The sequence below is a fragment of the Photorhabdus hainanensis genome, from assembly GCF_018448965.1.
GTDB classification, from domain to species: domain Bacteria; phylum Pseudomonadota; class Gammaproteobacteria; order Enterobacterales; family Enterobacteriaceae; genus Photorhabdus; species Photorhabdus akhurstii.
Genome location: NZ_RCWD01000009.1, coordinates 94,831 through 108,669, shown reverse-complemented (window position 1 = coordinate 108,669; position 13,839 = coordinate 94,831). Strand labels below are relative to the sequence as shown.

Here is a 13,839-nt window from a genome sequence, read left to right as displayed (position 1 = left end):
TTATTAAAAGGTAAGTGATGAAAGCAGCACGCTCCGTGAAATTAAAACGGCAAGAAGATAAAGCCAGTTTTGTTAGCTGGCGTTTTGCTCTGTTGTGCGGAGGGATTGCCGTGGCTTTAGTTGGCTTATTGCTGAGGGTGACTTATTTGCAAGTCATCAACCCGGATCAACTGGTTAAAGAAGGTGATTTACGTTCCCTGCGCGTACAATCAATCCCTACCGCTCGCGGTATGATCAGTGACCGTATGGGACGGCCTCTGGCTGTCAGCGTTCCAGTCAATGCTGTTTGGGCAGATCCGAAAGAGGTATTTGAAAAAGGGGGGATTACGGATGATACCCGCTGGAAAGCTTTATCTGATGCCATTAATTTGCCTATTGAGCAACTTACCGACAAAGTTAATGCTAATCCGAAAGGCCGTTTTGTTTATTTAGCGCGTCAGGTTAACCCATCGGTTGGCGATTACATTCATAAACTGAAATTGCCGGGGATTTATTTGCGTCAGGAATCCCGGCGTTATTATCCGGCAGGTCAAGTAACGGCACATATTATTGGCGTGACCAACGTTGATGGTCAGGGTATTGAAGGTATAGAAAAAAGTTTTGATCGTTGGCTGACGGGTCAACCGGGTGAACGAACTGTACGTAAAGACCGCTTTGGTCGTGTCATCGAAGATATTTCATCTGTTGATAGTCTGGCGGCACACAATCTGGTATTGAGTATTGATGAACGCTTACAGGCGCTAGTTTACCGCGAATTAACCAATGCGGTGGCCTTTAACAAAGCGGAATCCGGTACAGCGGTATTGGTGGATGTTAATACCGGAGAAGTGCTGGCGATGGCAAACAGCCCGTCTTATAACCCAAATAATCTCGTCAATACACTAAAAGACGCGATGCGCAACCGTGCTATCACCGATATTTTCGAGCCAGGTTCCACTGTTAAGCCGATGGTGGTAATGGCTGCGCTGAATGATGGTATCATCAAAGAAAATACGGTTATTAATACAATACCTTTCAGGATAAGCGGTAAAGAAATTAGAGATGTGTCCCGTCATTCGGAATTATCTATCACTGGTATTTTACAAAAATCGAGTAATGTCGGTGTTTCTAAGCTAGCGTTAGCTATGCCTGCGACAGAGTTGGTGGATGTTTATTCACGTTTTGGGTTAGGAAAGGCGACCAATCTGGGGTTGGTTGGAGAAAGCAGTGGCTTATATCCAACAGGAAAACAACGGTGGTCAGACCTTGAGAGAGCGACCTTTTCTTACGGTTATGGGCTAATGGTAACACCGTTACAGTTAGCGCGGGTCTATGCAACGATTGGTAGCTTGGGTATTTATCGTCCTCTGTCAATTACCAAAGTTGATCCACCTGTGCCCGGCACAAGAGTATTTCCTGAGCCTATCATGCGAACAGTCGTTCATATGATGGAAAGTGTGGCTTTGCCTGGCGGTGGTGGAGTACGGGCTGCGATAAAAGGTTATCGGATTGCAATCAAGACGGGTACAGCCAAGAAAGTCGGGCCGGATGGCAAATACGCTAATCGATATATCTCTTACGCCGCAGGTGTTGCCCCTGCAAGTAACCCAAGATTTGCACTGGTTGTGGTCATTAATGATCCACTGACAGGTAAGTATTACGGTGGTGTGGTTTCTGCGCCGGTATTTGGCGCCATTATGGGGGGCGCTCTACGCATCATGAATGTGGAGCCAGATGCTTTGGCGGCAGGTGATAAAAACGAATTTGTGATTAATAAGAAAGAGGATACAGGTGGCAGATCGTAATCTACGCGATTTACTCGCGCCGTTAGGTATTGACGCCCCAGTGCGTGAGTTACGCGAAATGACATTGGACAGCCGTAAATCGTCTGCCGGAGATCTGTTTGTTGCTATTAAAGGGCACCAGACAGATGGTCGACACTACATTCCTCAAGCCATCGCACAAGGGGTTGCGGCGGTTATTGCAGAAGCCCAGGGCGAGGCTGATAACGGAACCGTACAAATTATGCATGGTATTCCGGTTGTTTATGTGAACGATTTGAATAATAAGTTGTCACAGTTAGCTGGTGAGTTTTATTGTCACCCTGGTGATAAATTGCACTTGATTGGTGTAACCGGAACCAATGGTAAAACAACCACTACTCAATTACTTGCGCAGTGGAGTCACGGGTTAGGGGAAACCAGCGCCGTGATGGGAACTGTTGGCAATGGTTTACTGGGGCATGTGGCGCCAAGTGAAAATACCACAGGCTCGGCTGTTGATATCCAACTGGATTTGCAACAACTTGTTCGGCAAGGGGCGACTTTTGCGGCAATGGAAGTCTCTTCTCATGGACTGGTTCAGGGGCGTGTGGCTGCGTTGCCGTTTGAGGCGGCGGTGTTTACCAATTTGAGCCGTGACCATCTTGATTATCACGGTGATATGGAACACTACGAAGCCGCTAAATGGCTGCTATTTTCCGCTCATAATGTGAAGCAACAAATTATTAATGCTGATGATGAGATTGGATTGAAATGGTTATCCCATTTACCACAAGCGGTTGCTGTAACGATGGAAAACCGTTTGCCGGAAAATTGGCAGGGCCGCTGGTTGGCGGCGCGTGAAATAAAGTATCACGATAAAGGGGTATCTATCACCTTCGAGTCTAGCTGGGGTGGCGGTACAATTGATAGTTCTTTAATGGGGGCATTTAATGTCAGCAATCTGTTGTTGGCGCTTTCCACCCTATTAGCTCTGGATTATCCGTTGGAAAAACTGCTTGAAGCCGCTTCCTGCCTGGAACCTGTCTGTGGACGAATGGAAGTATTCACTGCACCGGGCAAACCCGTTGTCGTTGTTGATTATGCTCACACACCTGACGCGCTGGAAAAAGCTTTGATGGCTGCACGTTTGCATTGTCAAGGTAAGCTTTGGTGTGTTTTTGGTTGTGGTGGTGATCGTGATAAAGGTAAACGCCCATTGATGGGAGGCGTTGCGGAACAGTGGGCCGATTGTGTGATTGTGACTGATGATAATCCGCGCAATGAAGAACCACAGGCAATTGTTGCTGACATTCTGACGGGTTTTCTTGACCCGGGGAGAGCGATAGCGATTCATGGACGTGTTGAAGCGGTAACCAACGCTATTATGCAGGCAAAAGCAGATGATGTTGTATTGATAGCGGGTAAAGGCCATGAAGATTATCAATTAGTCGGCCATCGTCGTCTGGATTATTCGGACCGGTTAACTGTTGCTCGGTTATTGGGGGTGATTGCATGATTTCCCTCACTTTGCAACAACTGGCACAAGTCACGAATGGCGTATTGAATCAGGTGACTGAACAGCAGGCAGCAAATATTTGTATCAATGATGTGATTACTGACAGCCGTCAGATTGGAAATGGCAGTCTGTTTATTGCCCTGAAAGGTGAGCGCTTTGATGCTCATGATTTTTTTGCTGATGCAGTAAAAGCTGGCGCCGGTGCTTTGCTTGTCAGCCGTGTGTTGGATGTTAACTTTCCACAGGTCGTGGTTAAAGATACTCGTTTAGCAATGGGTAAATTAGCGGGTTGGGTTCGCCAGCAGAGTAATGCGCGTGTTGTTGCGTTAACAGGTTCGTCCGGTAAAACATCGGTGAAAGAGATGACTGCGGCGATTTTGCGTCAGTGTGGCAACACGCTCTATACCGCGGGTAACCTGAATAATGATATCGGCGTACCGCTGACATTGTTCAGACTGACGGAACAACATGAGTTTGCTGTGGTTGAATTAGGTGCAAGCCATGTCGGTGAAATTGCCTATACCGTGGAAATGGTCCGGCCAGAAACGGCATTAGTCAATAATCTGTTTGCTGCGCACTTAGCGGATTTTGGTTCTCTTGCGAGTATTGCAAAAGCTAAGGGCGAGATTTTTACCGGCCTGCCAGAAAAAGGTACGGCGATTATCAATCTGGAAAGCAATGACTGGACTCACTGGCGACAGGTTATCGGCGACAAAACAGTACAGCGTTTTTCCATGCAACAAGCATCAGGTGCTGATTTTTACGCTACGGATATTCAGGTTAAACAACTGACCACGGATTTTTGTCTGCATACGCCTATTGGCAGCATAGAAATCAACTTGCCGTTGCCTGGGAAACACAATGTCGCCAATGCGTTAGCGGCCAGTGCGTTGGCAATCTCTGTTGGCGCGACTTTACGAGATATTCGTCTGGGTTTGTCGGAGCTGAAAGCGGTACCGGGGCGGTTGTTTCCAATCAATCTGGCAGAAGGAAAATTGCTGCTTGATGACACGTATAACGCCAATGTTGGTTCAATGACTGTTGCGGTTCAGGTGTTATCACAGATGCCGGGTTACCGAGTGCTGGTAGTCGGCGATATCGGGGCATTGGGTGAACAGTCAGAAGATTACCATCGTCAGATTGGTGAAACCGCCGCTTCTTGCGGTATCGATAGTGTGTTCAGTGTCGGCAAATTAAGTATTCATGTTAGTGAGGCAAGCGGTTGTGGTCAGCATTTTGCGGATAAAGCCGCATTGATCGCAACATTGGTTCCGCTATTACAACAACACAAGGTCATTTCAGTGTTAGTTAAAGGTTCGCGCAATACCACAATGGAAGATATTGTCCACGCATTACAGGAGAGCTTCACATGTTAGTTTGGCTGGCCGAATATTTGGTCAAATATCACACCGGCTTTAACGTCTTTTCTTACTTGACGTTTAGAGCTATCGTCAGCCTGCTGACTGCTTTGGCTATCGCATTATGGATGGGGCCGCGCATGATCGCCTTCCTGCAAAAATTACAAATTGGGCAGGTTGTTCGCAACGATGGGCCGGAATCTCACTTTAGCAAACGTGGTACGCCGACGATGGGCGGTTTGCTGATCTTACTTTCAATTACGATTTCTACACTGTTGTGGGTGCGTTTGAATAACCCCTATGTTTGGTGCGTGCTGATTGTGCTGATTGGTTACGGCATTGTTGGTTTTGTGGATGATTACCGCAAAGTCGTGCGCAAAGATACTAAAGGGTTAATTGCCCGCTGGAAGTATTTTTGGCAGTCCGTCTTGGCATTAGGGGTGGCGTTTGCCATGTACAGCGTCGGTAAAGATACTCCTGCAACGCAATTGGTCGTGCCATTCTTTAAAGATGTGATGCCGCAACTGGGCGTACTTTACATTCTGTTGACCTACTTTGTGATTGTCGGAACCAGTAACGCAGTGAATCTGACGGACGGATTGGATGGTTTGGCAATTATGCCAACCGTTTTTGTCGCGGCGGGTTTTGCTTTGGTGGCATGGGCGACAGGTAACGTCAATTTTGCTAACTATCTGCATATCCCTTATCTGAGCCATGCTGGCGAACTGGTTATCGTCTGTACTGCGATTGTTGGCGCCGGGCTAGGCTTCTTGTGGTTCAACACTTATCCGGCGCAAGTTTTCATGGGTGATGTGGGTTCTTTGGCATTAGGCGGCGCATTGGGGACGATTGCTGTGTTGCTACGCCAGGAGTTTCTACTGGTGATTATGGGCGGTGTGTTTGTGGTAGAAACCCTGTCAGTTATTTTACAGGTGGGTTCTTTTAAACTGCGCGGGCAGCGTATTTTCCGTATGGCGCCTATTCACCATCACTATGAATTGAAAGGCTGGCCAGAACCGCGTGTTATTGTGCGTTTTTGGATTATTTCTCTGATGCTAGTGCTGATTGGCCTGGCAACATTGAAGGTGCGTTAATCATGGCGGATTATTTGGGTAAAAAAGTCGTCATTGTCGGGTTGGGGCTGACAGGTCTCTCCTGTGTTGACTTTTTTATGGCGCGAGGTGTGATCCCGCGAGTGATGGATACGCGTGCGGCGCCACCCGGCAAGGATAATCTGCCCGATGGTGTTGAGTGTCACAGTGGAAGCCTGAATACTGGTTGGTTGATGGATGCTGACTTGATTGTTGTAAGCCCAGGCGTTGCTTTGGCAACGGCGGAATTGCAGGTTGCGGCTAATGCAGGTATCGAAATTGTTGGCGATATCGAGTTGTTTTGCCGTGAAGCAACAGCTCCGATAGTCGCCATTACTGGCTCTAATGGTAAAAGTACTGTTACCAGTCTTGTCGGTGAAATGGCGAAAGCGGCTAATTGGCAGGTGGGGGTTGGCGGTAATATTGGCCTGCCTGCATTAGAATTGTTGAAGAAATCTTGTCAGCTTTATGTCTTAGAGCTCTCCAGTTTCCAGTTGGAAACCACGTATGGCCTGAACGCAACCGCAGCCGCTATGCTTAATGTGACTGAGGATCATATGGATCGTTATCCTCAGGGGGTATCTCAGTACCGAGCGGCTAAATTGAGGATTTATCGTCAGGCGAAGAGATGCATTGTGAATGCTCAAGATCCCCTGACACTGCCTGAAACGGGTATGGACAGCCGTTGTGTCAGCTTTGGTGTCGATTGTGGCGACTACCAACTTGATAGTGAAAATGCCTGTTTGAAAGTTCACAACCAATCACTGCTGGCGACAAATGAAATTAAGCTGACTGGACGACATAACTACGTCAATGGGTTGGTTGCATTGGCTTTAGCTGATGCGGTTGGTATTCCTCGTGAAGCCAGTTTGGCGACATTGACGGTTTATCCAGGGCTTGACCATCGTTTCCAACTTGTTCATCTGAACAACGGGGTGCGTTGGATTAACGATTCTAAAGCGACCAATGTTGGCAGTACGGTGGCGGCGCTCGATGGTTTGAACCTGGAGGGTACGCTTTATTTGCTGTTAGGTGGTGATGGTAAGTCGGCAGACTTTTCTCCGCTTAAGCCTCTCCTTTGTGGGGAGAAAATCCGGCTTTACTGCTTTGGTCGGGATGGGAAACGACTGGCGCAACTACGCCCGGAAATAGCGACATTAACTGAAACTATGGAGCAGGCGATGCGTGATATTGCTCCGCGGCTGGTGGCGGGTGACATGGTGCTGTTATCTCCTGCTTGTGCAAGCCTTGATCAGTTCCGTAATTTTGAACAGCGTGGTCATGAGTTTACCCGTTTGGCAGAGGAGTTGGGCTGATGTCTATTCCGGGATTCAGTAGATTAAAAGACTGGGTTGTTGGTGGCCGTGAAACGGATGCCGCCAATATGGTGTTATATGATCGCACACTGGTTTGGCTGACACTCGGATTGGGAATTATCGGCTTTGTTATGGTGACATCAGCATCAATGCCGGTTGGGCAGCGTCTGGCAGAAGATCCGTTTCTGTTTGCTAAACGTGATGCGATTTATCTCTTGCTGGCTTTCGGGGTGTCATTGATCACACTGCGTATCCCGATGGATTTCTGGCAACGTTATAGCAATCTGATGCTGCTTATTTCCGTTATTTTGTTGCTGGTTGTTCTGGTGGTGGGAAATTCAGTAAATGGGGCATCGCGTTGGATTGCTATTGGGCCTTTGAGGATTCAACCTGCTGAGTTATCGAAACTTTCTCTATTTTGCTATCTCGCCAGTTATTTGGTGCGCAAAGTAGAGGAAGTGCGGAATAACTTTTGGGGGTTCTGTAAGCCAATGGGCGTGATGGTTGTGTTAGCGGTGTTGCTTCTGGCTCAACCTGACTTGGGAACCGTGGTTGTACTGTTTGTAACAACGCTGGCAATGCTATTTCTGGCCGGGGCGAAGCTATGGCAGTTTCTCGCGATTATTGGTTCAGGGGTATTCGCGGTGGTTTTGTTAATCATTGCTGAACCTTACCGTATACGCCGTGTAACTTCCTTTCTGGACCCTTGGGAAGATCCATACGGCAAAGGTTATCAATTAACGCAATCTTTGATGGCTTTTGGTCGTGGGGAATTTTTAGGGCAAGGACTAGGAAATTCAGTACAGAAACTGGAATACCTGCCGGAAGCGCATACTGACTTTATTTTCTCTGTTTTGGCAGAAGAATTAGGTTACGTAGGTGTGGTTTTGGTGTTGTTAATGATATTCTTCGTCGCTTTTCGCGCAATGACGATAGGTCGTCGCGCATTACAGATGGATCAGCGTTTTTCGGGTTTTCTGGCTTGTTCGGTAGGTATCTGGTTCAGTTTTCAGGCTCTGGTTAACGTTGGGGCCGCCGCAGGTATGTTACCAACTAAAGGGTTGACTTTACCTTTGATTAGTTACGGTGGTTCAAGTTTGCTGATTATGTCGACAGCTATCGTATTGCTATTAAGAATTGATTTTGAAACACGCTTGGCAAAAGCTCAGGCGTTTGTAAGGAGCCCCCGATGAGTGGCAAAACCCGGCGTTTAATGGTGATGGCAGGTGGAACCGGAGGACATGTCTTCCCAGGGTTGGCTGTAGCTCATCATTTAAAAGACCAGGGCTGGGACGTTCTCTGGTTGGGAACAGCGGATCGGATGGAAGCCGATTTAGTACCGAAACATGGCATTGACATTGAATTTATTCAGATTTCTGGGCTACGAGGTAAAGGAATTAAAGCATTATTAGCTGCCCCGGTCCGAATTTTCAAAGCAATCTGTCAGGCAAGGGGGATTATACGTCGCTATCAGCCAGATGTTGTGCTTGGCATGGGGGGATATGTTTCTGGTCCCGGCGGTATTGCTGCGTGGATGTGCGGTGTTCCGGTTGTGTTGCATGAACAGAATGGTATTGCCGGGCTGACAAACCGGTGGTTGGCTAAAATTGCTACGACTGTTTTACAAGCCTTTCCCGGCGCATTTCCTAAAGCGCCCGTTGTGGGCAATCCTGTCCGCGAAGATGTGTTGGCACTGCCTATACCTAAACAACGTTTGACAGGGCGCGAAGGTCCGATTCGGGTTCTGGTTGTTGGTGGCAGTCAAGGGGCGAGAATTCTTAACCAGACAATGCCTGAAATTGCCGCCCGTATGGGTGATAAAATTACTCTTTGGCATCAGACAGGCAAAGGGGCTAAAGAAAGTGTTCAGCATGCCTATAACAATTCAGTTAAATGCCGACATAAGATTACTGAATTCATTGACGATATGGCACAAGCTTATGCCTGGGCTGATGTGGTGATTTGTCGCTCTGGCGCGTTGACGGTTAGTGAAGTGTCTGCCGCGGGATTACCTGGGATTTTTGTGCCATTTCAGCATAAAGATCGTCAGCAATACTGGAATGCGCTACCTCTAGAAAAGGTTGGCGCGGCAAAAATACTGGAGCAACCACAATTTACAGTTGATTCAGTAATCGAATTGTTAACTCAGTGGCAACGTCCGCAATTGTTGGAAATGGCGGAAAAAGCCCGTTCGGCAGCAATTGTTGATGCAACTGAGCGAGTATCTGCGGCATTAATCGATGCGGCAAAAAAATGATTTAGACCGCCTTAAAAGGGGCGGTGAAGCAAACATACATAGTGAAGAAGAAAACGTGAATACACAACAACTGGCGAAATTAAGAGCTTTCGTGCCTGAGATGAGAAAAGTCAGGCACATCCACTTTGTTGGCATTGGTGGTGCTGGCATGGGGGGGATCGCCGAAGTGTTGGCTAATGAAGGTTATCAGATTAGTGGCTCTGATTTGGCGCCAAACCCGGTAACTCGGCAACTGACTAAGTTGGGCGCTCAGATTTATTTTAACCATCGTCCTGAAAATATATTGGATGCCAGTGTGGTCGTGGCTTCAAGCGCAATTCAGGCGGATAACCCGGAAATTGTTGCTGCTCGTGAGGCCCGAATTCCGGTTATTCGCAGAGCGGAGATGTTGGCGGAACTCATGCGCTACCGTCATGGTATTGCTATTGCCGGGACTCACGGTAAAACAACCACAACAGCGATGATTTCTAGCATCTATGCACAGGCTGGCTTAGATCCCACTTTTGTTAATGGTGGTTTAGTTAAAGCCGCGGGAACACATGCTCGTCTTGGCAGTAGCCGTTATTTAATTGCGGAAGCTGATGAAAGTGATGCCTCTTTCTTGCATTTGCAGCCGATGGTGGCGGTCATTACGAATATCGAAGCAGACCATATGGATACCTATCATGGTGACTTCGAAAACCTGAAACAGACGTTTATTAACTTTTTGCACAACTTACCGTTCTATGGGCGTGCAGTTATGTGCATTGATGATCCGGTTGTCAAAGAGTTAATTCCTCGTGTGGGGCGCTATATCACGACGTATGGTTTTAGTGAAGAAGCAGATGTTCGTATTACCCATTATGAGCAAAAAGGCGCTCAGGGATATTTTACTGTCAGTCGTCAAGATATGGCGGATTTGAAAGTCGTATTGAATGCGCCTGGTCGTCATAATGCGCTGAATGCCGCGGCGGCAGTGGCTGTTGCGACTGAGGAAGGGATTTCTGGCAGTGATATTTTAGCTGCGTTGGCAGGTTTTCAGGGAACCGGACGCCGTTTTGATTTTTTGGGCGATTTTTCTCTGGAACATGTTAATGGCAAAGAGGGCGGTGCAATGTTGGTTGATGATTACGGTCATCATCCAACGGAAGTGGATGCAACCATTAAAGCCGCCCGTGCTGGCTGGCCGGATAAACGTATTGTGATGATATTTCAACCTCATCGTTATACCCGAACCCGTGATTTATACGATGACTTTGCCAATGTATTGAATCAGGTGGATGTATTGTTGATGTTGGATGTTTACTCCGCGGGTGAAGCGGTTATTCCGGGGGCGGATAGTCGTTCGTTGTGCCGTACTATCCGTAGTCGCGGTAAGTTAGATCCGATTTTGGTATCTGATCCGGCAAAGGTGACCGCTGCATTGGCACAGGTGCTGGATGGTAATGATTTAATTCTGGTTCAAGGGGCCGGCAATATAGGCAAAATAGCGCGTAATCTGGCTGAAACAAAATTACAGCCATCTTTGAATGAGGAAAAACACAATGGCTGAGAAAGTCGCGGTACTGTTGGGTGGAACTTCCGCTGAACGTGAAGTTTCGCTGTTATCGGGACACGCCGTGTTGGCTGGCTTGAGAGAAGCAGGTATTGATGCTCATCCAGTTGATACAAAAGATTTTCCTGTGACTCAACTTAAAGAGGCCGGATTTGAGAAAGTCTTTATCGCGCTTCATGGGCGTGGTGGGGAAGATGGTACTTTGCAAGGTGTATTAGAATTTTTGCAGTTACCCTATACCGGTAGTGGCGTGATGGCCTCGTCACTGTCAATGGACAAATTGCGCACGAAACAGTTATGGCAAGGGATTGGATTGACGGTTTCGCCATATGTTTCAATGAATTCTCAGCAATTTGAACGATTGACGGATTTTCAACTCCAAGAATATGTAGCAGATTTAGGTTTGCCATTAATTGTTAAGCCAAGTCTGGAAGGTTCCAGTGTTGGTATGACTAAGGTTAATGAGATTTCGGAGTTGCGTGACGCATTAGAGGCAGCGTTTCGTTATGACGTTGATTTACTGATAGAAAAATGGTTGTACGGCCCGGAATACACGGTAGCTATCCTTGGCGATACAGCTTTACCTTCTATTCGTATTCAACCCGCTGCTGTTTTTTATGATTATGATGCAAAATATCTGTCTGAAGAAACACAGTATTTTTGTCCAAGCGGTTTAAGTGATGAAAAAGAGCGGCAATTGGTAGAAATGGCGCTTAAAGCTTATCAATCAGTAGGATGTAGTGGTTGGGGACGGGTAGATATCATGATGGATAGTGATGGCGGTTTCTATTTGCTGGAAGTGAATACATCGCCAGGGATGACCAGTCACAGCTTGGTGCCGATGGCTGCGCGTCAGGCTGGATTAAGTTTTTCACAATTGGTGGCAAAAATTTTGGAGTTGGCTGATTGATATGTCTCAAGCGGCCCTGAAAGTAAGGGGACGGGATAATGAAAATAGCAGTTCTCGTCCTAGTAACGGCTCTTACCTGGCAGGGCTTATCTTCTTCCTGATGGTAATTGGGACCATTATTTGGGGAGGTTGGGCCGTCCTTAATTGGATGAAAGATGCGAACAGATTGCCTATTTCAAAACTGGTGGTAACGGGTGAGCGTCACTACACTACCAACGATGATATCCGGCAGGCGATTTTGTCATTAGGGCAACCGGGAACTTTCATGACGCAGGATGTGAATATCATTCAGCAACAAATTGAACGGATGCCGTGGATAAGGCAAGTCACTGTCCGTAAACAGTGGCCTGATGAACTGAGAATTCATCTGGTAGAATATGTCCCTTATGCACGCTGGAATGAAACACAGATGTTGGATGCCGAAGGTCAGGTATTCAGCATTCCGGCTGAATGGGAAGTTAAAGGGTATTTCCCGATGCTTTATGGCCCACAAGGCAATGAAAAAGAAGTACTTGATGGTTACCGAGCTATGGCTAAACTTCTCGCTGCCAATAAACTGAAATTAAAAGCGGCGGCAATGACGGCGCGTCGTTCCTGGCAATTGACGCTGGATAATGGCGTCCAGCTAAAGCTGGGAAGAATGGATACAACAGGCCGTATTAAGCGTTTTATCGAGCTTTATCCGCTGTTACAGCAGAACACAGAGAAAAGGGTGGATTACGTGGATTTGCGTTATGACAGTGGCGCCGCGGTAGGTTGGGCGCCTTTACCTATTGGTGATCCTAATGCTCCGGCCAAAGGGCAATAAACAATTACTGGCAATAATTATATGAGGCAGGCAGAACAACGATGATCAAATCGACGGACAGAAAATTAGTAGTTGGCCTAGAAATTGGCACAGCAAAGGTATCTGCCCTTGTTGGTGAAATTCTGCCCGATGGTATGGTTAATATTATCGGGGTGGGAAGCTGTCCATCCCGCGGTATGGATAAAGGCGGTGTAAACGACCTGGAGTCGGTTGTTAAATGTGTACAGCGGGCTATCGATCAGGCTGAATTGATGGCAGATTGTCAAATTTCCTCTGTTTATCTGGCGTTATCTGGAAAACATATTAGTTGTCAGAATGAAATCGGAATGGTTCCTATTTCCGAGGAGGAAGTCACTCAGGAAGATGTAGACAATGTTGTTCATACTGCCAAATCAGTTCGTGTACGCGATGAATACCGAATACTCCATGTTATTCCGCAAGAATATGCCATCGATTATCAGGAAGGCATTAAAAATCCGGTGGGACTTTCCGGTGTGCGCATGCAGGCGAAAGTTCACTTGATTACCTGTCATAATGATATGGCGAAAAATATTGCAAAAGCCGTTGAGCGCTGTGGTTTGAAAGTCGATCAGCTTATTTTTTCCGGGTTGGCCGCCAGCTATGCTGTTTTGACCGAAGACGAGCGTGAATTGGGCGTTTGCGTGGTAGATATCGGCGGCGGGACGATGGATATTGCGGTATATACCGGCGGAGCGCTGCGTCATACCAAAGTTATCCCTTATGCCGGCAATGTTGTCACCAGTGATATTGCTTATGCTTTTGGTACGCCGCCAAGCGATGCAGAAACGATAAAGGTACGCCACGGTTGCGCGCTAGGTTCGTTAGTCAGCAAAGATGAAAGTGTGGAAGTGCCAAGTGTCGGGGGACGTCCACCACGTAGCTTACAGCGTCAGACGTTGGCTGAGGTGATTGAGCCGCGTTACATCGAATTACTGAATTTAGTGAATGATGAAATCTTGCGATTGCAGGAACAGTTACGCCAGCAGGGGGTTAAACACCATCTGGCTGCGGGTATTGTCTTGACTGGTGGTGGCGCTCAGATTGATGGCTTGGCTGAATGTGCCCAGCGCGTGTTCCACGCTCAGGTGCGTATTGGTCAACCTCTTAATATTACTGGTCTGACGGACTATGCGCAGCAACCCTATTATTCAACAGCGGTGGGGTTGCTGCATTACGGGAAAGCCTCTCATCTTAATGGTGATGCGGATATTGAAAAACATGCTTCAGTGAGTCGCTGGTTTAAGAAAGTCAGTAGCTGGCTGAAAAAAGAGTTTTAATTTTATACA

11 protein-coding genes are annotated in these 13,839 nt (G+C 47.3%); all 11 read left to right on the top strand.

Features of this window, described 5'->3' with window-relative positions; genetic code table 11:
• Positions 1-17 precede the first annotated feature (17 nt).
• The 11 genes from EAE92_RS07770 to ftsA are packed head-to-tail and all read left to right on the top strand — an operon-like array spanning position 18 to position 13,830.
• Positions 18-1,784, top strand: a complete 1,767-nt coding sequence (locus EAE92_RS07770) for a peptidoglycan glycosyltransferase FtsI (RefSeq protein ID WP_214067660.1) — start codon at positions 18-20, stop codon at positions 1,782-1,784.
• Positions 1,771-3,258, top strand: a complete 1,488-nt coding sequence (murE, locus tag EAE92_RS07765; protein ID WP_214067659.1) for a UDP-N-acetylmuramoyl-L-alanyl-D-glutamate--2,6-diaminopimelate ligase — start codon at positions 1,771-1,773, stop codon at positions 3,256-3,258. The genes EAE92_RS07770 and murE overlap by 14 nt, the downstream gene beginning before the upstream one ends.
• Entirely contained in the window at positions 3,255-4,634 is a 1,380-nt protein-coding gene (gene murF / locus EAE92_RS07760) for a UDP-N-acetylmuramoyl-tripeptide--D-alanyl-D-alanine ligase (RefSeq protein ID WP_214067658.1), read from the top strand. Before murE ends, murF begins: the two co-directional genes overlap by 4 nt.
• The gene (gene mraY, locus EAE92_RS07755) at positions 4,628-5,710 is read left to right on the top strand and encodes a phospho-N-acetylmuramoyl-pentapeptide-transferase (protein ID WP_036777487.1); all 1,083 of its coding nucleotides are present in this window, start codon (positions 4,628-4,630) and stop codon (positions 5,708-5,710) included. Before murF ends, mraY begins: the two co-directional genes overlap by 7 nt.
• Positions 5,711-5,712: 2 nt before the next feature.
• Positions 5,713-7,023 (top strand): UDP-N-acetylmuramoyl-L-alanine--D-glutamate ligase, encoded by a 1,311-nt coding sequence (murD, locus tag EAE92_RS07750; protein ID WP_214067657.1) that lies wholly within the window; start codon positions 5,713-5,715, stop codon positions 7,021-7,023.
• Entirely contained in the window at positions 7,023-8,216 is a 1,194-nt protein-coding gene (gene ftsW, locus EAE92_RS07745; protein ID WP_214067656.1) for a cell division protein FtsW, read from the top strand. The genes murD and ftsW overlap by 1 nt, the downstream gene beginning before the upstream one ends.
• Positions 8,213-9,280, top strand: a complete 1,068-nt coding sequence (gene murG / locus EAE92_RS07740) for an undecaprenyldiphospho-muramoylpentapeptide beta-N-acetylglucosaminyltransferase (RefSeq protein WP_214067655.1) — start codon at positions 8,213-8,215, stop codon at positions 9,278-9,280. Before ftsW ends, murG begins: the two co-directional genes overlap by 4 nt.
• Before the next feature lie 55 nt (positions 9,281-9,335).
• Positions 9,336-10,811, top strand: a complete 1,476-nt coding sequence (murC, locus tag EAE92_RS07735; protein WP_214067697.1) for a UDP-N-acetylmuramate--L-alanine ligase — start codon at positions 9,336-9,338, stop codon at positions 10,809-10,811.
• Positions 10,804-11,724, top strand: coding sequence for a D-alanine--D-alanine ligase (locus EAE92_RS07730; RefSeq protein WP_214067654.1), 921 nt, complete (start codon positions 10,804-10,806; stop codon positions 11,722-11,724). Before murC ends, EAE92_RS07730 begins: the two co-directional genes overlap by 8 nt.
• A gap of 1 nt (position 11,725) precedes the next feature.
• On the top strand, positions 11,726-12,532 hold the full coding sequence (gene ftsQ / locus EAE92_RS07725; RefSeq protein ID WP_046395696.1) for a cell division protein FtsQ: 807 nt from the start codon (positions 11,726-11,728) through the stop codon (positions 12,530-12,532).
• Positions 12,533-12,573: 41 nt separating this feature from the next.
• Complete coding sequence (gene ftsA / locus EAE92_RS07720) at positions 12,574-13,830, top strand: cell division protein FtsA (RefSeq protein ID WP_118984956.1); 1,257 nt, start codon at positions 12,574-12,576, stop codon at positions 13,828-13,830.
• Positions 13,831-13,839 lie beyond the last annotated feature (9 nt).

Bases quoted from the DNA above. Each gene is read 5' to 3' on its own strand.
- EAE92_RS07770 (WP_214067660.1), top strand. From the start codon at position 18: ATGAAAGCAGCACGCTCCGTGAAATTAAAACGGCAAGAAGATAAAGCC.
- murF (WP_214067658.1), top strand. From the start codon at position 3,255: ATGATTTCCCTCACTTTGCAACAACTGGCACAAGTCACGAATGGCGTA.
- mraY (WP_036777487.1), top strand. From the start codon at position 4,628: ATGTTAGTTTGGCTGGCCGAATATTTGGTCAAATATCACACCGGCTTT.
- murD (WP_214067657.1), top strand. From the start codon at position 5,713: ATGGCGGATTATTTGGGTAAAAAAGTCGTCATTGTCGGGTTGGGGCTG.
- ftsW (WP_214067656.1), top strand. From the start codon at position 7,023: ATGTCTATTCCGGGATTCAGTAGATTAAAAGACTGGGTTGTTGGTGGC.
- murG (WP_214067655.1), top strand. From the start codon at position 8,213: ATGAGTGGCAAAACCCGGCGTTTAATGGTGATGGCAGGTGGAACCGGA.
- EAE92_RS07730 (WP_214067654.1), top strand. From the start codon at position 10,804: ATGGCTGAGAAAGTCGCGGTACTGTTGGGTGGAACTTCCGCTGAACGT.
- ftsQ (WP_046395696.1), top strand. From the start codon at position 11,726: ATGTCTCAAGCGGCCCTGAAAGTAAGGGGACGGGATAATGAAAATAGC.
- ftsA (WP_118984956.1), top strand. From the start codon at position 12,574: ATGATCAAATCGACGGACAGAAAATTAGTAGTTGGCCTAGAAATTGGC.